Here is a 19,094-nt window from a genome sequence, read left to right as displayed (position 1 = left end):
CCAAGCTGACCTCAGCAAACGAGCTATCTATCTACAAGCGGGACAGCATCAGGGCCTTCGGGCGTCTCGAGCTCTTCAAAATCGAACGCATCAAGACGCCGTGCACGACGGCCCGCTTTTTCGGCACTAATCCGAATATCGGCCACGTCTTTTGCTGCCTGACCGAAGTGCCGATCAAGGTTTTCAACCCGAGTACCAAGCCGTTCAACATCCTGAAACAGCATCGACAGCTCTTTGCGAATAGCGCCGGCTTGCGCACGCATTCGCGCATCCTTCAAAATAGCGCGCATCGTATTCAGGGTCGCCATGCAGGTCGTTGGTGACACAATCCAAACGCGCGCCGCAAACCCATCACGCACCACCTCGGGAAAGTTTGCGTGCAGCTCTGCATAGACCGCCTCTGACGGCAAAAACATCAACGCACCATCGGCGGTTTCACCCTCAATCAGATACTTTTCAGATATCGCTTTGATGTGGGCGCGCACGCTTTGACGCAGCTGACGCGCTGCGTCCTGTACCTCCCAATCAGTCGCCGCACTGCGTAACTTTTCATAAGCCTCCAGGGGAAACTTTGCGTCCACAACAATGGGACCTGGTGGATTAGGCAGGTGAATAAGGCAATCCGCGCGCTTACCGTTCGAAAGAGTCGCCTGCATCGTGTAGCTGTCGCTCGGCAAAGCTTTGGACACAATATCAGCCAACTGAATTTCGCCGAACGCCCCGCGCGTTTGTTTGTTGCTCAAGATGTCTTGCAGGGAAAGCACATCACCACTCAACTTCGTAATGTTGTCCTGAGCTTTGTCGATCGCCTGCAATCGCTGTTGCAACTCTCCCAAAGACTGAGCGGTGCGCCGTGACGTACCTGACAGGTTTTCATTCATCTGCACAGTAACCGCCTGAAGGCGCTGCTCCATCAATTGAAGCATATTTGCTTGTGCAGCGGCCTGCGCCTCGGACACATGGGTCAGACCTCCTGCAAGCTGCTGTTGTCCATCAGATAGCATTTGAACCCGCTGACCTAGCCCTTGCATCTGCGCCGCAAGAGGACCCGTTGCACGCGCTGACCGTCCCGCTGCGCGGGTTGTCGCGACCAACAACAGAATGATCAGCACCAACGCCGCAATGCCTAAAAGGCCCAACAGATGAAGCGGATCATCAAGCGAAAAGCTATACGCACCAATCTCAATCATGTGCGGCCAAACAACCGCTCAATATCAGTCATCTTCAGCTCCACGTATGTGGGGCGGCCGTGGTTACATTGGCCAGAGTGCGGGGTCGCCTCCATCTCACGCAGCAGCGCATTCATCTCATCCCCATTCAGGCGACGGCCTGTACGAACCGAACCGTGACAAGCAACACGACTCAAAATCGCCTCAATCTTGGCCTGCACCAGATCGCTTGAGCCAAAGTCATGCAACTCATCAAGCACATCACGAATAAGGCCTGACACATTGCACTGTCCCAATAACGCAGGCGTTTCGCGCACAGCGATTGCCCCGGCACCAAAAGGTTCCACCACCACGCCAAACCGCGCCAGCGTATCCGCTTGCCCGATGATCAGTGCCGCGTCTCCTTCAGATAGCTCGACGATGTCCGGGATCAGCAACGCTTGCCGCGCAACACCGTTTTCCGCCATCTGCTTTTTGAGGCGCTCATAAACCAGCCTTTCGTGTGCGGCATGGGCATCGACCAAAACAATCCCATCACAGGTTTGAGCAACGATATAATTCTCATGCAAATGCGCACGCGCAGCCCCCAACGGGTGATCAGGCAATGGCGTATCTGTTGGCGCATTTGCCTCAATACGTGCAGAGGGCGCATCAAAAGGGGTTTGCCCGTCCTCAAACATAGGTGCTTGGGCGGCATAAGACGCAGACAGCCCACCTTGGCTGGGCCGGTCCATTTGATAAATGCGCGGCTCAACCGGTTCCGCACGCATCGCGCCCAAAGTCTCGCCCGCGATGGTGGTTGATGCACGGTGCCCCGCATTGGCCAGCGCATGACGCACAGCACTCACAATCAATCCGCGTGCCACACCGGCTTCGCGAAACCGAACCTCAGATTTGGCCGGATGCACATTTACATCCACCATGGTCGGATCACAGTCCAAAAAGAGACACGCCGCAGGATGGCGATCGCGCGAGAGAAAATCCATGTAAGCGCCGCGCAAAGCACCGACGATGACTTTGTCCCGCACAGGGCGCCCGTTTACAAACAAGAATTGGGCAACCGCAGCACCACGGGAATAAGTGGGAAGTGCCGCGTAACCAGTCAGGTGAAAACCATCGCGCTCCGCATCAACCGGTACTGCGTTATCTGCAAATTCGCGACCAAGAACGTTTGCAAGGCGGCCATGCAATGCGTCGAACATGTCACCAGTCTGCGCATCTGCGCGAAACGTGACCCGACCTTCACCGCCGCCGGACACATCGCGCAGGGTAAAACTAACGAAGGGTTCGGCCATAGCAAGACGCTTTACGACGTCACTAATTGCCTGCACCTCGGCGCGGTCAGACCGCATGAATTTCAATCGTGCTGGCGTGGCATAAAACAAATCCTGCAACGTAACGATGGTACCACGCGTCAGTGCAGCAGGCTTTACACTGCCCATCTCGCCGCCACTGACTTTGATTTCAGCGGCATCAAAACCTTCCGCACGCGAAGTGATCGTCAAACGTCCTACCGCCCCAAGCGACGGAAGCGCTTCGCCGCGAAACCCGAACGTGTGAATGTTTAAAAGGTCGGTGCCATCAATCTTCGACGTAGCGTGTCGTGACAGAGCAAGCCCAAGATCATCCGGCGCAATACCACATCCATCATCAGTAACACGGATTAACGATTTGCCGCCCTGTGCAATTGCAATATCGACACGCCGCGCGCCTGCATCGATCGCGTTTTCTACAAGCTCTTTCACTGCAGAAGCTGGACGCTCAACGACCTCACCAGCCGCAATGCGGTTGATGGCATTTGCATCCAATTGGCGGATGATAGGGCGTATGTTGTTGACGGTATCGGGCATGCCACAATAGCTAGCACGCCACCACAGATTCGACTAGTTGGTGCTTTGCAATCCCATTGGCTGACCGACGACCACAAAATGCAAATCACTTGCGCGCAACAACTCAGCTGCCACACGGTTTACATCCTTAAGTGTCACGGCCTCGACCTTGTCGTTGCGGGTTGGGATATAGTCGATCGGAAGGCCCTGCATTTGCATTCCAACCATGATATTCGCGATTGGCCCATTGCCGTCAAAACGCAACGGATACGCACCAGTCAAATACGTTTGGGCGCGGATCAACTCATCCTCGGATACGCCATTCTTCGCCGTATCAGCCCAGACTTGCTTTGTGACTTCGGCCGCCTCTGCAATCCGGTCATTTGCGCTTGAAACCTGACCCAAATACATCGCGGCATAGTCTTTGGGCACCAAATAGGACCCGATGCCGTAGGTAAGGGCCCGCTCCTCACGCACTTCCTTCATAAGACGGGCTTCAAAACCACTACCGCCCAAAATGGTGTTCAAAATAAACGCCGCGAAAAAGTCAGGATCATCTTGGCTAAGTCCGCTATGTCCAAAAAGCGCAACAGACTGAGGCGTTTCGAATGGTACAACAGTCACACCGCCTTGAAGCGTTTGCGTCACTTGTGCCGGCATCGGCGCGCCGCTTTCGGGCAATCCAACCAACAGGTCATCCAATAGAATCGCCAGCGCTTCCGGCGTGATGTCACCCGATGCACCCACATAAAGACGGTCTAAGGCCATCGTCCTATCTTTTGCTTCAAACAAATCTGCCTGCGTTAACGCAGCAACAGATTGCTGCGTACCGTTGATGTTGGATGCATAGGGATGCTGACCATAGGCAAGGCGGGCAAACGTCTCACTTGCGATTGAATTTGGGTCTTTTTGGTCCGACGCAATGATCGATTGCACCTGTGATTTCACGCGATCGATCGCTGACTGTTCAAACAACGGCTTGAGGATCGCTTGGCGCAGAAGGGCGATGGCCTCGTCTTGTGTGACCGTCAAAAACCGCGCGGAAATCTGTAGGGAGTCGTCACTTACATCGAACGAAAAATCCGCCGCCAGCGCATCACGCGCCTGCGCAAATGCCTGCGCATCCATTTCGCCGCTGCCTTCTTCAAGCAGCGCTGTCATCAGATTGATTGCACCACGCTTGCCCTCTGCATCAAGCGAAGCACCGCCTTTGAAGCGGATTTCCAGCGCCACAAACGGAATTGAATGTTCTTCTACCAACCACGCCTTGATGCCAGACTTGGAGGTTACTTCTTGTATCTCCACGGCGGCAAAAGCTGTGTGGGCCGTCATCAAAAACGCGACGAAGGTGCTGATGAAAGAACGGATCATTGTGACACCTGTGATGCTGCTGCGGGTGAAGTCAGTGAACGAAGATAGCCGGTCACTGCCACTTTACGATCTGAAAATAGCGCACGCGCGGCCTGCAGGATATCATCAGACGTGACAGCGGCCAAAACATCTGGCCACGATTGTATATCAGCGACAGTCAAACCAGACGTTAGTCCCGCGCCATATGTTCGCGCCAAGGATTGAACAGAGTCGCGGCCATAAATCTCAGAGGCGCGCAACTGCGCTTTGATACGGGTCAATTGCTCTTCATCAATTCCCGCCTCAAGAAACTGCGCAATGGCGGCATCAAGTTTGACTTCTGCCTCGCTCAACGAAACCCCGGGCGTGGGCACCATCACAACGCCAAAGGTTGTGTCGTCCAGCGACAACCCTGAATAGAACGCGCCGGTATAAACCGCGTCTTGGCTATCAAATTGCAACCGCTGCCCCAAGAATGATGTCGCGGGAGTACCGCCTAACAATTCTGACAACAGTGTCAACGCCGCTGCTTTTTCTTGCGCACCGCTATCACGCTCGGGCGCCAAATATGTGCGGATCACGTAAGGCTGTGCCACGCGGGGGTCTTCAAATACCAACCTGCGTTCAGCGCGGTGCGGCGGCTCAGTGGGCCGCGTACGCGTGGCAAGGTCTTTGGTAGGCTCAAGTACGCCGTAATAGGTTTCCGCAAGGCGCTTTACCTCATCTGGGTATACATCACCCGCCACAACCAACACGGCATTATTGGGGGCATAAAAGCGCTGATAATATGCAAGCGCATCGTCTAAATCTAACTGCGCAATCTCATGCTTCCAACCGATAACAGGAATGCCGTAAGGATGGTTTTGGTACTGCGCTGCCATGCGCTGTTCGGCAAACAAGGATCCCGGATCGTTTTCTGTGCGCTGGTTACGTTCCTCCAGAACAACGTTCCGCTCAGTCTCGATATCATCTTCCGTCAGGCGCAGATCGCGCACTCGGTCGCTTTCCATCCGCATCATCAACTCAAGACGGTCCGCCGCCACGCGTTGGAAATACGCCGTGTAGTCATAGCTGGTAAACGCATTGTCGCGCCCACCGTTGGCCGCAACGACTTTAGAAAACTCGCCCGCCTCCATGTCATCCGTTGCTTTGAATAACAGGTGCTCAAGAAAATGCGCGGTACCAGATTTGCCAGGGTCTTCATCGGCAGCACCAGCACGGTACCAGACCATGTGCACCACGACAGGTGCACGGTGGTCTTCGATCACAACCACCTCCATGCCGTTATCAAGCGCGAATGTTGTGACGTTATCCGCCGCAGCCGCAGTTGTAGCCGGGATCAGTGGTATCCACAGTAAAGAGGCAAGCATAATAAGGGCTAAGCGCATCGAAAACACTCCGTTGTTACAAACTGTAAGCTACGGTGGCGGACAAATCATTCAAGGCCGATGGCGTACTCGTGATGAGTTATTCGTCAAGCGGCAGCGGCGGTGCAGCGGGGGTACGCACGCCAGCGCTGCGCAGACGTGCAAGCTCGGCATGCTGATCAAGTGCTTGCTGAGCGTAGGCTTTGAAATAAACATTCACATTTGCCGCGCGTTCCAACAACCGCCCACGGTTTGCCGCGCGGAACTCCAGATCACTGGCCGCCAAAGTAGAACGGATGTTGGCGTCAGTCCCGTAACGGCCGGCATGAGCCAGAATAGCATTGTCGCCCGCACGACCATCAGCATTCATGCGTTGCGGGCTACCGCCAAGTGTCGCCACGGCATCGCGGAAAGGCGTGGGGTCTGCCAAATTGGATTGACCCAACGTGGGCGTAGGAAGCTCAGCAAAACTGGCGGGTTCCTGCAGCGGCTTATTTGGCAAAATTGCAAATTCATCAGGGCCAGACTGCGACTTTTTCAAATTCAACAGCCGAGGCTCCCCACGCTCGCAGCCAGCAAGTGCAAGAGTGGTAACAATCATCAAAATCGTGGCTTTAATCAGATAACCCATAATACCCCTACCCAGTCGTTACGTTTTGATAACCTAGATTTTTAGGCGCGTCAGGTGCTTTTCTTATTTTCACCAGACGGCGTTAAAAAGACCAAACCAATCGCGCCCACAAAAATGGCGATGTCGGCCACGTTAAACGCAAAAGGATTCTCAATCCCGCAGCATGACATATTCAAAAAGTCCGCAACAGCGCCATAAACAATCCGGTCAATGATGTTGCCAAGCGCCCCACCAATAAGCAAACCGGCGCTGATCTGCGCCCATTTGCCCATTTGTTCACGTGCGACCCACCACACGACAGCAGCCGTGATCACAAGTGCAACACCAATGAGTATCCAGCGCATATCGAGCCCAGCACCCAAACCGAAGTTAACACCCCGGTTCCATGCCATGCGCAGGTTAAGATAGGGATCAATCACGTTGATCGATCCAAGCGTTTTAAGGTCCATGACCTGAACGACCCAAACCTTAATCGCTTGATCCAAAACGAAGATCAGCGCGGCAACTGTAAGCGCGCGCTTCATTAGTGGCGGAAGTGGCGCACGCCGGTAAACACCATAGCAAGGCCAGCCTCATCAGCTGCAGCAATTACGTCATCGTCACGCATTGAGCCGCCAGGTTGAATAATTGCGGTAGCACCCGCTTCAGCCGCAGTGATCAAACCGTCTGCAAATGGGAAGAACGCATCGGACGCAACCACAGACCCTTGGGTCAAGGGCGCGGTCAAACCAAGCTCTTGTGCCATATCTTCGGCTTTGCGCGCAGCAATGCGTGTGCTGTCAACGCGGCTCATTTGACCTGCGCCCACACCAACAGTAGCGCCATCTTTGACATAGATAATCGCGTTTGATTTGACGTGCTTCGCCACGGTCCAAGCAAACATTAAGTCTTTCATTTCTTGCTCACTTGGCTGCTTTTTCGTCACCACCTTCAGGTCATTCATGCTGACGCGGCCTGTGTCTTTGTCTTGCACAAGATAACCACCTGCTACCTGACGGATCGTCTGACCTGCCGCAGCAGCGTCCGCCAAACCACCAGTGGTCAAAAGGCGCAGATTTTTCTTATTGGCGAAGATTTCCATCGCCTCAGGCGTTGCATCCGGGGCGATGACAACTTCAGTAAAGATGCTGGTGATTTCCTCAGCCGTTGCAGCGTCCAACGTTTGGTTCAACGCGATGATCCCACCAAAGGCGCTTGTCTGGTCGCATTGGAAGGCCCGCGTGTAGGCATCACGGAGTGTCTCACCTGTCGCCACACCACATGGGTTAGCGTGCTTGATGATGGCGCAAGCTGGCGCATCAGCGCCAAATTCACTTACCAATTCAAACGCCGCATCCGTGTCGTTGATGTTGTTATACGACAGTTCTTTGCCTTGGTGTTGTTTGGCCGTAGCGATGCCCGCACGGGTGCTACCATCCGTGTAAAACGCCGCTGACTGATGCGGGTTCTCGCCGTAACGTAGTGTTTGTGCCAAAGTGCCCGAAACTGAAACGCGGCGCGGCGTGCCTTCAACCTGCGCAGCCATCCAAGTGCTGACCGCAGTGTCGTAAGCTGCGGTGCGCGCATAGGCCGTTTGGGCCAGACCTTGACGGAATGCATACTCGGTTTGACCTCCATTTGCATCAAGTTGCGCAATGACAGCCGCGTAGTCTTCAACATCGACAACCACATTCACAAACCCATGGTTTTTTGCAGCAGAGCGGATCATCGCAGGTCCACCAATGTCGATGTTCTCAATCGTGGTGTCGTAGTCGGCGCCCTTGGCTACTGTCTCTTCAAACGGATAAAGGTTCACGACAACCAAATCGATCGGGCCAATACCATGCTCGTCCATTGCGGCGCGGTGTTCTGTGTTGTCGCGCAGAGCAAGAAGGCCACCATGCACAACGGGGTGAAGGGTTTTGACACGCCCATCCATCATTTCCGGAAAACCCGTCACCTCTGACACGTCTTTCACGTCAAGACCCGCATCGCGTAGTGTCTTTGCTGTGCCGCCAGTAGACAGCAATTCGACCCCGTGCCGCGCAAGCGCTTGGCCCAATTCAACAAGTCCGGTTTTGTCAGAAACTGACAGCAAAGCGCGGGTAACAGGGGCAAGATTGGGCATGTGTTTGGTCCTAAGTTTAGTCGTTCCAGTCGCGAGCATCGTCACTGCTGAACAAATCGCGTACCGCCAGCGGCGTGTCTTGCGCTTTGGAGAGTGACCACTTCACTTGGCTGGCGTATGCCACGGCTTTACCCGAAAGGACAATCTGCATTGTCGCACGCGGGGCAATTCGCCCCTTTTCCAGATAAACAGACGGCTCAAGTGACAGTTGCACACCTTCACTTGCGCGAAACACCCAAATTTCACCCGAGCGTAAAACAAGCGATACCGCACGACCAGCCATGTCCAGTGACGCATCCACTTCCGCATGCAGGTGAAACCGAACGCTGTAAGCAATGCCCTGCAAAGAAGTGGCGTCCAAAGCCAAGTCAAAGCGGTTCTTATCCGCATCATTCATCGTTGTAAGCATGTCAGAACCGTTCAAAACGCGCCCATCTGCGGATAGCTCCAACTCGCGCACATGCGTCAGCCCGTGTGAGCCTGCCCAAGCATCATGCGCAGCCCCCAGCTTTTGGTTCTCGGAGGTGCGCTGAATATCCAACTGAACCGTTTGCGGACCACCCACCAGATGCCCTTCATCGTTTAACTGGGCGGAGGACAGCCCCTCAAGATGCAGAACAGAGTGCGACGGCGTCGCCCGTCCCGCCCGCGCCCATCTATCGCCAAAAGATACGCCTGCCCCGCAGTTTACAATCAGTGGCCGCCTACCAGACGTCAGTTCCATCGCCAACGTGCTGGCATGTGCGCGACGCGCGTTCGTGGTTACGGAAGGCGGGCTTGCATCAACAATCAGGCTCGTGCGTCCGCCATTCAACCGCGCGAATCCCATGGCCGTATCACCAGTATGCACCACGCGGCTCGCAGTATCCGCCAGCGCTTGGTCAAGCTTGCCATCCGCACCGCGCCCACCGCTATGAAAGCGTGTAAGCCCACCATCAGCGTGACGCAGCGCCCGCAGAGTTGGGCCTATCCGCTCAACCGCACTACTGATCGCAGCTGCTGGCTCACGCCCAACAGCCGCACACGCTTTTTGCACCCACGTCAAATGGGTCAATACGTCCAGCAGTTCTTCAGGATTGCGGCTTGCAATCGCGCCTTGCGCGTCAATGTGGGCGTCACAATCACTGGCCAATGCTTTCATCGCAGGATCAACATGATGCTGCATCCCCTCAATGGTAAGGCCAGCATAAATGATCCCAACAAGCGCTTCGAAACGGCTTAAACCACTTGGCAAAACACTCCAGCGGCGGGCCAAAAATTCAGTCTGTTTGGCAAGAGATTTATAGTAATCGTCGGAGATATCTGCACCATTACCGCGCAAAATAAACAGCGCGTTGTTTACCCACCGGATCACGCGCCGCCCTGTTACCTCGGGGGACCATGCGGGTAATGAAGGTGCGGGGTACTTTGCGATCCACTCAGACAGCCACTGCCCCGCCAAATCGCGGGCTTTGGCATCACCTGCCGCAGCCAGATCATCAAGCCACAAAAACCCGTGAGCCTCATTACTAAAATCAGCGGACGGCATTTTAATGCCCCAAAGCGATGTATCGGGCGCTTCGATCAATTCTCCCGCAAACATCAGGTTACCCGCCACAATCTGGCGACCCTTGTTGTAACTGCCAATACTGCGGGGCTCAGGCTGGCCTACAAATCCCGTGGCCGCAGCGCATTTGCCAGCACGCCACGCATGAAAGCGATCCGCCATCGTTGGAACTTGCTTTTTGCTCAACTAACTCACCCGACTACGCGACATTTACGCCGCAACACCCTAACACCACATCCTACGATATGGCCGGTTTTGTCACAGGTTAGCCCGTTGCTCGCAAGGTGTCATCAATCGTCTTTGCGCAGGCACACAATATAAAAGCCGTCCATGCCGCCGAGTTCAGCCCAATAATCAGGCCGCAAGCGTAAACCGCCCTCATCGCTGATCCAGTTTGGCTCAACACCCTCAACAGACAGCGCCGCACGATCAACGCTCCACCCGGTTAGATCCGCCTCATCAATATGCACCTCGCCCTCGTCGGGCAGCAGGCTACAGGTGCAGAAAACCAGCCGTCCACCCGGTTTCACAAGGCACTTCGCGTGCGCAAGCATTCGCGCCTGTAAATCGATCAGAGCACCAAAATCACTACCGTCTTTGGCGTGGGGCAAATCCGGATGTCGGCGCATCGTACCAGTTGCCGAGCACGGCGCATCCAGCAACACAGCATCGAAAAGCCCATGCTCATCTGGGCTCACTTCAAAGACATCACTGGTCACCAGCTGCGCCTTCAAATCCACACGCTTGAGGTTTTCCTCAACACGCTTGAGACGGTTGGCATTATCATCAACGGCCACAACATCCGTACCAGCCGCAGATAATTGCATCGTTTTGCCACCCGGTGCTGCACACAGGTCCAAGACACGCTCACCTGCTTTGGGGGCAAGTACTTTGACAGCAAGGGCCGCCGCGGCGTCTTGAACCCACCAAGCACCCTCCTCGAAACCAACAAGCTTTGAGACTTGCCCAAACGCCGCAAGACGGTGCGATCCCGTGGGAAGCGTCACCGCTTCGGGCGTCACATCACCGTCGCGACCACGCAAAGAAATATCGAGCGGAGGCGTTGCGCCTTGGACTTTTTCCATAGCCTCAACACTGCTACGGCCCCACGCCGCCACAAGCGGGCCACGCAGCCAATTGGGCATGCGGGCGGGCGGCAGTTTTGCCCAAGCATCCGGACCCGCTTCGGCCACGCGGCGCAACACAGCATTCACCATACCTTTAAGGCCACCGACCCGCGGCAATTTCGAAGTCAGCGTGACGCCTGCGTTCACCACACCGTGCGCCGCAGCTCCGTCTTCGCAGATCTCCACAACGCCTAATCGCAAAATATTCATCACGATCAGCGGAGGGTTCTTTTTCAAATGCGGCTTCAGAACGCGGTCGCATTTATCAAGGTGACGCAGTGTTTGAACGGCCAGACGATACGCGCGTGCGCGGTCCTCTGCCTTGAGGTGATCGAGAGTATTGCTCACCTCGGCCAGCAAACGCCCTTGGGCCAAAACAGCCTCAAGAAGTTTAAGCGCTGCGCGCCGTGGAGCCAGTCCTTGATCCGCCATGTGGTGATATCCTTGATCAACAATTGCTTGCGGCCTATATCAGGCTCATGACTGACGCAACAAATGACCCGCACCAAAATCTTCCTGAAGCCGCCAAACGCGCGCTGGCCGAAGCCGAAGAGCGCCGCGCCAAAGCAAAAGCCGACGCACTGCCCAAGGAGCTTGGTGGCCGGGATGGCCCCGAACCCGTTCGTTTTGGTGATTGGGAAAAGAAAGGCATCGCGATCGACTTTTGATCGAGATGTAAGGCCGCGCTAGCGCAGTGATAAAACCGCCGAACGCCCTGCACCACGATCTGATGTAAAGCGTAACTTGTGATCGTTCACGCGGACCTCTTGGCAGTTGTAACCAATGTCGCGCGATCCCCACTTGAGATTTCTGCAAAAATAGCCTGATTGCCATGCCCAATCGCCAGTAACAGCACGGCCAAGTGCGCGGCCCATAATCTCGCCCGTTTCTTCCACGCGCAGTTTAATGCCCGGATAGTGAAGAGACTTGCCCTGGATCACATTGCGAAAGCGTTCTTCGTTATCAATTTTCGCAAAACCATCGGCCTGCGCCGCAGAGGCAAGCGCATATGATCCAATCAAAATAGTGGCAAAGACATTTCCCAAGCCCATGGCGCGATCCTCTTTGACATACACTGTTGTTACGCAAGGTACGTCAATTTGGATCAATCGGTGGCCTAAAGGCCCAACACGTCGAACATATCGTATTGCCCAGGTCCGCGCGACTGACCCCAAAGTGCAGCCTTTACGGCACCGCGCGCAAAGATCGCTCTGTCTGTTGCCATGTGGCGCAGCACAATCCGCTCACCTGCTGCGGCAAACATCACGTCATGCTCTCCCACAATATCGCCACCGCGGACCACGGCAAAACCGATGTCGCCGCGTTTGCGCGCGCCCGTCATGCCATCGCGTCCCGCGTCGCGTACATCATTAAGCGCAACACCACGGCCTGCTGCAGCAGCCTCGCCCAACATCAATGCAGTTCCGCTTGGGGCATCCACTTTGTGGTGGTGGTGGGCTTCAATCACTTCGATGTCAAAATCCTCATCCAGCGCTTTGGCGACCATTTGGGTAAGTTTCGTTAGCAAGTTCACGCCCAATGACATGTTTCCCGCGCGCACCTGAACTGAGTGACGGCTGGCCGGCTCAAGACGCTCGATCTGCTCGTCCGTGAAACCAGTCGTGCCGATGACGTGCACCGCACGGGCTTGTGCGGCGATGGCCGCAAACTCAATTGTCGCTTCGGGGGCGGTGAAATCAATAACTGCCTGTGCTTGTGCAAGTGCGGCAAGAGCATCGTCGCTGACGATCACGCCCATTTCAGCACCACCCATCGCAACGCCTATATCACGGCCGATCCAATCGTGACCCGCTCGTTCAATCGCACCAACCAATGTGCAGGCGTTACTCTGGGAAATTGTCTGGCACAGCATCTGCCCCATCCGGCCAGAAGCACCCGTTACCACTATTTTCGGTAAATCAGTCATCATTCTCTCCATATTCCGTACCGTCCTACGACACCTACGCTTGGCAAGGAAGGCCATCCGTCATACATCCCGCGTATGGCAAAGAACAAATTTGATAACTCTGGTGCTCCGTCCCAACGCCAATTGCGCGTGGGCGAGCTTATTCGCCGCACTCTGTCGGAGGTTTTGACCCGTGGAGAAATCCACGATCCAGACCTGAACCGGCTGTATCTATCTATTGGCGAGGTGCGCGTAAGTCCCGATTTGCGGATTGCGACTGTTTACGCGCTGCCATTGGGCGGCGACAAAAAAGAAGAGGCAATCGCCGCACTTAAGCGCAACAAAGGTGAGCTTCGGCATGCCCTTGATAAAAAGCTGACTTTACGCTTTTCGCCAGAGTTGCGGTTTTTGGCCGATGACACCTACGATCAGATTGATGCCACCAAGAAATTGCTGGCCCAAGACGTTGTGCGCCGCGATGCGCAAGCGCCCAGCGACGACGCCGAGGACTAAAGAATGCGGCGTGCGCTTCTGACGTTGGCCTTTTGGGCCGCGAGCACATGCGCGCTTGCAGATGTTCAACCAACGACATGCGGCGTGCAAAGTCATGAGGGCGCTGAATATACCGTTTGTACTGTGAACGACCCGTCTGTGTTGAGACTACATCTTAAGGGTGATGATGGCGAGGTCGTTGGCAGTTTCCGCCGCCTTGAGGCCACCCAAGGCCCCCTGCCTTTTGCGATGAACGCAGGTATGTATCACCCGGATCGATCACCCGTCGGCTACTATGTGGAGGACGGCGTTGAAATCATGCGCGTCATCCCAAACGCAGGCCCCGGCAACTTCGGACTGTTACCAAACGGGATCCTGTGCATCACGCCCAGCGCCGTTCGGGCTATTGAAACCCTCGCTTTTCAGCAATCGCCACAGTCCTGTGCCCACGCCACACAATCTGGTCCGATGTTTGTAATAGACGGCAAATTGCATCCGCGCTTTTTACCGCAAAGTACCTTTACCAACATCCGCAATGGCGTCGGCACAACCGATAATGGCAAGACCGCCTATTTCGTTATGTCGAACGGGGCCGTTACGTTCCACCAGATGGCGCTCTTTTTCAGAGACGCCCTTAAAACACCAAACGCGCTTTACTTTGACGGGCGCATAAGCAAGTTGCACGCCCCATCCCTTGGCCGCTCCGATATTGGTCAACCGATGGGGCCGATCATCTCTGCCTCACACTAACACCGAGTATTTACATGGCACGACGCAAAAATGGCCGCGACATCAGCGGTTGGATCATCATTGATAAACCCGCAGGTCCCACGTCTACGAGTGTGGTGAACAAAGTGCGTTGGGCGTTCAATGCCAAAAAAGCAGGGCACGCAGGCACGCTTGATCCTGATGCGACCGGCGTTCTGGCAGTAGCGTTGGGTGAGGCAACAAAAACAATACCCTACATCACAGACGCGTTGAAGGCATACGAGTTTTCCGTGAAATTTGGTGAGGCAACAAACACTGATGACGCAGAGGGTGAAATCATCGCACGCTCTGACATCCGCCCCGCTGAGGATGACATCAAGGCAAAACTTCAGGCATTTCTGGGCGATATTGAGCAAGTTCCCCCAAAGTTTTCAGCCGTAAAAATAGATGGTGAACGCGCCTATAAACTTGCCCGTGATGGCGAAGACTTCGAAGTCGCCGCGCGTCCACTTTTTGTTGACGAGATTATCCTGAGTGACCGGCCGGATGCGGATCACGCGATTATTGAAATGACCTGCGGCAAAGGCGGATACGTGCGATCAGTCGCGCGTGATTTGGGCGAAGCGTTGGGCTGTTTCGGTCACGTTGCATGGTTACGTCGTGTATGGTCAGGCCCTTTTGATGTGGAAAACGCGATCCGTCTTGAGCGTATTGAAGAGCTTGCGCGCAACGCTGACATTGACGATCTACTTCTTCCGCTTGAGTTGGGCCTGAGCGATCTGCCGCATCTGACATGTGATGCAGCAGCGGCCACGCGATTTCGCAACGGCAACCCTGCCATGGCGATTGGCGCGGCGGAATACGGCGAAGAAGCCTGGGTAAGCCACCAAGGCGTACCTGTTGCTGTTGGTATTTTCAAAGTGGGCAACCTGCATCCTTCACGGGTGTTTAACTTACCTGCCGAATGATCACACGAACACATATCAAAGATGATGCGCCGTCCGTAGCGGTCTATTCCGATTGTGAGCGATACCGCTACTCCCTCACACGAACGTGGGACCAGTCCTTAGAGCATGTCTTGTTCGTGATGCTAAACCCATCCACCGCAACAGAAGTGCAAAACGACCCTACTGTTGAGCGTTGTGAAAGGCGTGCACGGACATTGGGCTTTGGCAGCTTTTGCGTGACCAATATCTTTGCGTGGCGCGACACAGATCCACGTAAAATGCGCACCGCAACAGACCCAATCGGTCCGAATAATGACGCCGCAATCACGCAGGCAGCGGTTGTCGCAGATCAAATTGTATGCGCGTGGGGAACACACGGTGCCTTTATGGAGCGGGGCGCGTTTGTGAAAGGACTACTCGATCAGACGGGCAAACCACTATCCCATTTGGGCTTGTCCAAACAGGGGCATCCAAAACACCCGCTTTATATTGCCTACAGGCAAAAACCTGTACTTTGGACTTAACTACGAACAAATCTCGGCAAAGCCCCAAGTCTTGCCACAGTTCGCGGCGGACGCCTCCATATCCTTGCCACAGATCACCCGTCTTTGGGCGATAGTTTGAGTAGGGGTTAAAATGTTAAAACTAATATCGCCACAGCCATCAATCCGTCCGCCAAGCTTTGCCCAATGGGCATCGCAATATCCGTGCAACATAGCAGAGTTCAGGCCCGACACAGACCAGCTGATTGTGATTATTGATGACGAGCAAACCTATGACCCTAGGGAAGTGCAACTGCGGCCACACTTGAATGGCACGACCGAGGTTTTGTTGGCAGGTCAAGTGATTGGGACAGTCCCGTCTGACGCTATTGAGGATGTCTCCGATTTGGTGGTTATGCGCATGTCGGATTCTTACGGAACGGTGATTGGCCCCGCTGCGGAGTAAGCTAGGCTGCAACACAGTGAGCAGAGCGTAAAGAATCGCTTCCATTTACAGCGATCTGTGCCTATACGCCCTCATCCGCGCTTTGCGTGGATACCTCCATGGGCCCTGCTGAACGACATCTCGGCTTGCGCCATCACTCTAACCTTAAAGGAGACCCCGATGTCGATTACAGCTGAAACAAAAGCACAGATCATGAAAGATTTCGCAATCAAAGAGGGTGACACTGGTTCCCCCGAAGTTCAGATTGCAATCTTGTCGTCGCGCATCGCGACCCTGACTGAGCACTTCAAAACACACAAAAAAGACAACCACGGTCGCCGTGGTCTTTTGAAGATGGTCGCTCTGCGTCGTAAGCTTTTGGACTATGTCCGTGGCAAAGACGAAGCACGTTACCAAGACCTGATTAAGCGTTTGGGCCTGCGCCGCTAAGCGCATTTGAAACCAGCCGAATTCGAAAAGGCCGTTTGTTAAATCAGGCGGCCTTTTTGTTCTATAACCTTACCATCCAGAGGGCCATTTTCGGACGCAATACGCCGGAATATTTGCGGCCTTGCGGTATTGCTTCCCAAACTGCCCTTTCTGTTGTATTGCGCCGCTATCTGAAAGTTGGCGCCCGGATTCCAGCGCCCACCAAATAAGATATCGGGATCAGAGGGAATTCGCCCTCTACGCTAATGGCTCCACGTGGGCCGAACTAGGAAACGTATATGTTTAACGTCACGAAAAAATCTATCCAATGGGGTGAAGAAACCCTCACGCTTGAGACAGGCAAAGTTGCCCGCCAAGCTGATGGTTCTGTTATCGCTACTTACGGTGAAACATCCGTAATGGCGAACGTCACCTTCGCAAAAGCACAAAAGCCGGGCCAAGACTTCTTCCCGCTGACAGTGCACTACAGCGAGAAATACTATGCTGCTGGTAAAGTCCCTGGTGGCTTTTTCAAACGCGAAGCCCGCCCAACAGAAAAAGAAACACTGACATCTCGCCTGATCGACCGTCCGATCCGTCCTTTGTTTGTTCCTGGCTTCAAAAACGAAGTTCTGGTGATCTGTACTGTTCTGTCGCACGACGGCGTGAACGACCCTGACATGGTTGCAATGATCGCGGCATCTGCTGCGCTGACCATTTCTGGTGCTCCATTCATGGGCCCAATCGCTGCGTGCCGCGTCGGTTATGAAGATGGCGATTACATCTTGAACCCAGAAATCGACGATATGCACGATCTGAAGAACAACCCTGATCAACGCCTTGATTTGGTTGTTGCCGGCACAAAAGACGCTGTGATGATGGTTGAATCAGAAGCTTACGAGCTTACTGAAGCCGAGATGCTTGGTGCTGTAAAATTTGCTCACGAGCAAATCCAACCAGCGATCGATCTGATCATTGCTTTGGCTGAAGATTGCGCCAAAGAGCCGTTTGACTTCCAAGCACCTGACTACAGCGATTTGTTCGCAGCAGTTAAAGCCGCTGGCGAAGAGAAAATGCGCGCGGCGTATGCGATCGGTGACAAGCAAGAGCGCACAAACGCTGTTGCCGCCGTCAAAGAAGAAATCAAAGCAAGCCTTTCAGAAGAGCAGCTCGCAGACGAGAACCTTGGCACAGCGCTCAAGAAACTCGAAAGCGGCGTTCTGCGCGGTGATGTTGTGAAAAACGGCAAGCGCATTGATGGTCGTCGTACAGATGAAGTCCGCGACATCGTATGTGAAACTGGCTTCTTGCCACGTACACACGGCTCAGCCCTGTTCACACGCGGCGAGACACAAGGCTTGGTTGTGACCACTTTGGGCACAGGTGACGACGAGCAGATGATCGACAGCCTTCAAGGCATGTATAAGTCGAACTTCCTGCTGCACTATAACTTCCCTCCCTATTCCGTTGGTGAAGTTGGCCGCTTTGGCCCTCCCGGTCGTCGTGAAATCGGTCACGGTAAACTTGCATGGCGTGCCCTTCAGGCTGTTCTGCCAGCTGCCACAGACTTCCCGTACACTGTGCGCGTTGTCTCCGAGATCACTGAATCAAACGGTTCGTCTTCAATGGCGTCAGTTTGTGGTGGCTCTTTGTCCATGATGGACGCTGGTGTGCCGCTCAAATCAGCTGTTGCTGGTGTGGCGATGGGCCTCGTTCTTGAAGATGACGGATCATATGCGATCCTGACCGATATCCTTGGCGACGAAGATCACCTTGGCGATATGGACTTCAAAGTGGCGGGTACCGAAAAAGGTATCACATCACTTCAGATGGACATCAAAGTCGCAGGCATCACACCCGAGATCATGGAAAAAGCACTCGACCAAGCGAAAGATGGTCGTATGCATATTCTTAGCGAGATGAACAAAGCGCTGTCTGGCGCGAGTGAATTCTCTGCTCACGCACCGCGCATTGAAACAATGCAGGTTCCAACGGATAAAATCCGTGAGGTTATCGGTTCTGGTGGTAAAGTGATCCGTGAAATCGTTGAAACGTCCGGCGCTAAAGTCGACATCAACGACGACGGCATCATCAAGATTGCCTCTGCAAATGCAGAAGCCATCCAAAAAGCCTACGACATGATCTATTCTATCGTGGCAGAGCCCGAAGTGAACGCAGTCTACACCGGTACAGTCGTCAAAATCGTCGACTTTGGTGCGTTCGTGAACTTCTTTGGTAAGCGCGATGGCTTGGTACACGTCAGCCAAATCGAAAACCGCCGTTTGAACCACCCATCCGACGTCCTCAAAGAGGGCCAGGAAGTGAAAGTCAAACTGCTGGGCTTTGATGACCGCGGCAAGGTTCGCCTTTCTATGAAAGTTGTGGATCAAGCAACTGGCGAAGAGATCAAAGAAGAGCCGAAAAAGAAAAAAGGCGACGAAGAAGAGTAAATTCTTTCTCACCGCTTAATCATCTCAAAGCCCCGCTAGAAATAGCGGGGCTTTTTGCTATCTAATCGCTGTGTGAGCCAAATTTTGTGATGTGGCGGCTTTCATTTTT

Annotated in this window: 19 protein-coding genes; 8 read left to right on the top strand and 11 right to left on the bottom strand. The window is 54.3% G+C overall.

Features of this window, described 5'->3' with window-relative positions; genetic code table 11:
* Positions 1-23: 23 nt before the first annotated feature.
* From ACTF5M_RS01950 to ACTF5M_RS01910, 9 genes are all read right to left on the bottom strand, one after another.
* Positions 24-1,190, bottom strand: a complete 1,167-nt coding sequence (locus ACTF5M_RS01950) for a DNA recombination protein RmuC (protein ID WP_438959421.1) — start codon at positions 1,188-1,190, stop codon at positions 24-26.
* A complete protein-coding gene (gene mutL / locus ACTF5M_RS01945) occupies positions 1,187-3,019 on the bottom strand; it encodes a DNA mismatch repair endonuclease MutL (RefSeq protein WP_438959420.1) in 1,833 nt (610 codons plus the stop codon). The genes ACTF5M_RS01950 and mutL overlap by 4 nt, the downstream gene beginning before the upstream one ends.
* Before the next feature lie 33 nt (positions 3,020-3,052).
* Positions 3,053-4,369, bottom strand: coding sequence for a M16 family metallopeptidase (locus ACTF5M_RS01940; RefSeq protein WP_438959419.1), 1,317 nt, complete (start codon positions 4,367-4,369; stop codon positions 3,053-3,055).
* A complete protein-coding gene (locus tag ACTF5M_RS01935) occupies positions 4,366-5,736 on the bottom strand; it encodes a M16 family metallopeptidase (RefSeq protein WP_438959418.1) in 1,371 nt (456 codons plus the stop codon). Before ACTF5M_RS01935 ends, ACTF5M_RS01940 begins: the two co-directional genes overlap by 4 nt.
* Positions 5,737-5,815: 79 nt before the next feature.
* On the bottom strand, positions 5,816-6,346 hold the full coding sequence (locus tag ACTF5M_RS01930) for a DUF3035 domain-containing protein (RefSeq protein ID WP_438959417.1): 531 nt from the start codon (positions 6,344-6,346) through the stop codon (positions 5,816-5,818).
* Between the two features lie 50 nt (positions 6,347-6,396).
* On the bottom strand, positions 6,397-6,870 hold the full coding sequence (gene lspA / locus ACTF5M_RS01925) for a signal peptidase II (RefSeq protein ID WP_391480975.1): 474 nt from the start codon (positions 6,868-6,870) through the stop codon (positions 6,397-6,399).
* A complete protein-coding gene (gene purH / locus ACTF5M_RS01920; protein WP_438959416.1) occupies positions 6,870-8,453 on the bottom strand; it encodes a bifunctional phosphoribosylaminoimidazolecarboxamide formyltransferase/IMP cyclohydrolase in 1,584 nt (527 codons plus the stop codon). The genes lspA and purH overlap by 1 nt, the downstream gene beginning before the upstream one ends.
* Positions 8,454-8,469: 16 nt before the next feature.
* On the bottom strand, positions 8,470-10,185 hold the full coding sequence (locus tag ACTF5M_RS01915) for a heparinase II/III family protein (protein ID WP_438959415.1): 1,716 nt from the start codon (positions 10,183-10,185) through the stop codon (positions 8,470-8,472).
* 104 nt (positions 10,186-10,289) lie between these two features.
* Positions 10,290-11,558 carry an RsmB/NOP family class I SAM-dependent RNA methyltransferase gene (locus ACTF5M_RS01910; RefSeq protein WP_438959414.1) on the bottom strand — a complete coding sequence of 423 codons (1,269 nt, stop codon included), beginning with the start codon at positions 11,556-11,558 and terminating at the stop codon, positions 10,290-10,292.
* A gap of 47 nt (positions 11,559-11,605) precedes the next feature.
* Between ACTF5M_RS01910 and ACTF5M_RS01905 the strand changes: the two genes are divergently transcribed.
* Positions 11,606-11,794 (top strand): DUF1674 domain-containing protein, encoded by a 189-nt coding sequence (locus ACTF5M_RS01905; protein WP_048598812.1) that lies wholly within the window; start codon positions 11,606-11,608, stop codon positions 11,792-11,794.
* Between the two features lie 18 nt (positions 11,795-11,812).
* Here ACTF5M_RS01905 and ACTF5M_RS01900 read toward each other — a convergent pair whose 3' ends face one another.
* Positions 11,813-12,178 (bottom strand): dihydrodipicolinate reductase, encoded by a 366-nt coding sequence (locus tag ACTF5M_RS01900; protein WP_438959413.1) that lies wholly within the window; start codon positions 12,176-12,178, stop codon positions 11,813-11,815.
* A gap of 65 nt (positions 12,179-12,243) precedes the next feature.
* On the bottom strand, positions 12,244-13,053 hold the full coding sequence (gene dapB, locus ACTF5M_RS01895) for a 4-hydroxy-tetrahydrodipicolinate reductase (RefSeq protein ID WP_438959412.1): 810 nt from the start codon (positions 13,051-13,053) through the stop codon (positions 12,244-12,246).
* Positions 13,054-13,128: 75 nt separating this feature from the next.
* Between dapB and rbfA the strand changes: the two genes are divergently transcribed.
* The 7 genes from rbfA to pnp all read left to right on the top strand — a co-directional run bounded on the left by rbfA (position 13,129) and on the right by pnp (position 18,985).
* Positions 13,129-13,545, top strand: a complete 417-nt coding sequence (rbfA, locus tag ACTF5M_RS01890) for a 30S ribosome-binding factor RbfA (RefSeq protein WP_391480965.1) — start codon at positions 13,129-13,131, stop codon at positions 13,543-13,545.
* A gap of 3 nt (positions 13,546-13,548) precedes the next feature.
* The gene (locus ACTF5M_RS01885; RefSeq protein ID WP_438959411.1) at positions 13,549-14,274 is read left to right on the top strand and encodes a phosphodiester glycosidase family protein; all 726 of its coding nucleotides are present in this window, start codon (positions 13,549-13,551) and stop codon (positions 14,272-14,274) included.
* 14 nt (positions 14,275-14,288) lie between these two features.
* The gene (truB, locus tag ACTF5M_RS01880; protein ID WP_438959410.1) at positions 14,289-15,200 is read left to right on the top strand and encodes a tRNA pseudouridine(55) synthase TruB; all 912 of its coding nucleotides are present in this window, start codon (positions 14,289-14,291) and stop codon (positions 15,198-15,200) included.
* On the top strand, positions 15,197-15,703 hold the full coding sequence (locus ACTF5M_RS01875; protein ID WP_438959409.1) for a DUF1643 domain-containing protein: 507 nt from the start codon (positions 15,197-15,199) through the stop codon (positions 15,701-15,703). Before truB ends, ACTF5M_RS01875 begins: the two co-directional genes overlap by 4 nt.
* 112 nt (positions 15,704-15,815) lie before the next feature.
* Entirely contained in the window at positions 15,816-16,127 is a 312-nt protein-coding gene (locus ACTF5M_RS01870) for a hypothetical protein (RefSeq protein ID WP_438959408.1), read from the top strand.
* A gap of 159 nt (positions 16,128-16,286) precedes the next feature.
* Positions 16,287-16,556, top strand: a complete 270-nt coding sequence (rpsO, locus tag ACTF5M_RS01865; protein WP_048598717.1) for a 30S ribosomal protein S15 — start codon at positions 16,287-16,289, stop codon at positions 16,554-16,556.
* Positions 16,557-16,834: 278 nt separating this feature from the next.
* Positions 16,835-18,985 carry a polyribonucleotide nucleotidyltransferase gene (gene pnp, locus ACTF5M_RS01860; RefSeq protein ID WP_438959407.1) on the top strand — a complete coding sequence of 717 codons (2,151 nt, stop codon included), beginning with the start codon at positions 16,835-16,837 and terminating at the stop codon, positions 18,983-18,985.
* The last annotated feature ends 109 nt before the right edge of the window (positions 18,986-19,094 follow it).

Origin of the sequence: Nereida sp. (assembly GCF_965655635.1) — a bacterium.
Classification (GTDB): Bacteria; Pseudomonadota; Alphaproteobacteria; order Rhodobacterales; family Rhodobacteraceae; genus Nereida.
The sequence above is the reverse complement of the archived record's forward strand: the minus strand, read 5'-3'. Positions and strand labels throughout refer to the sequence as shown.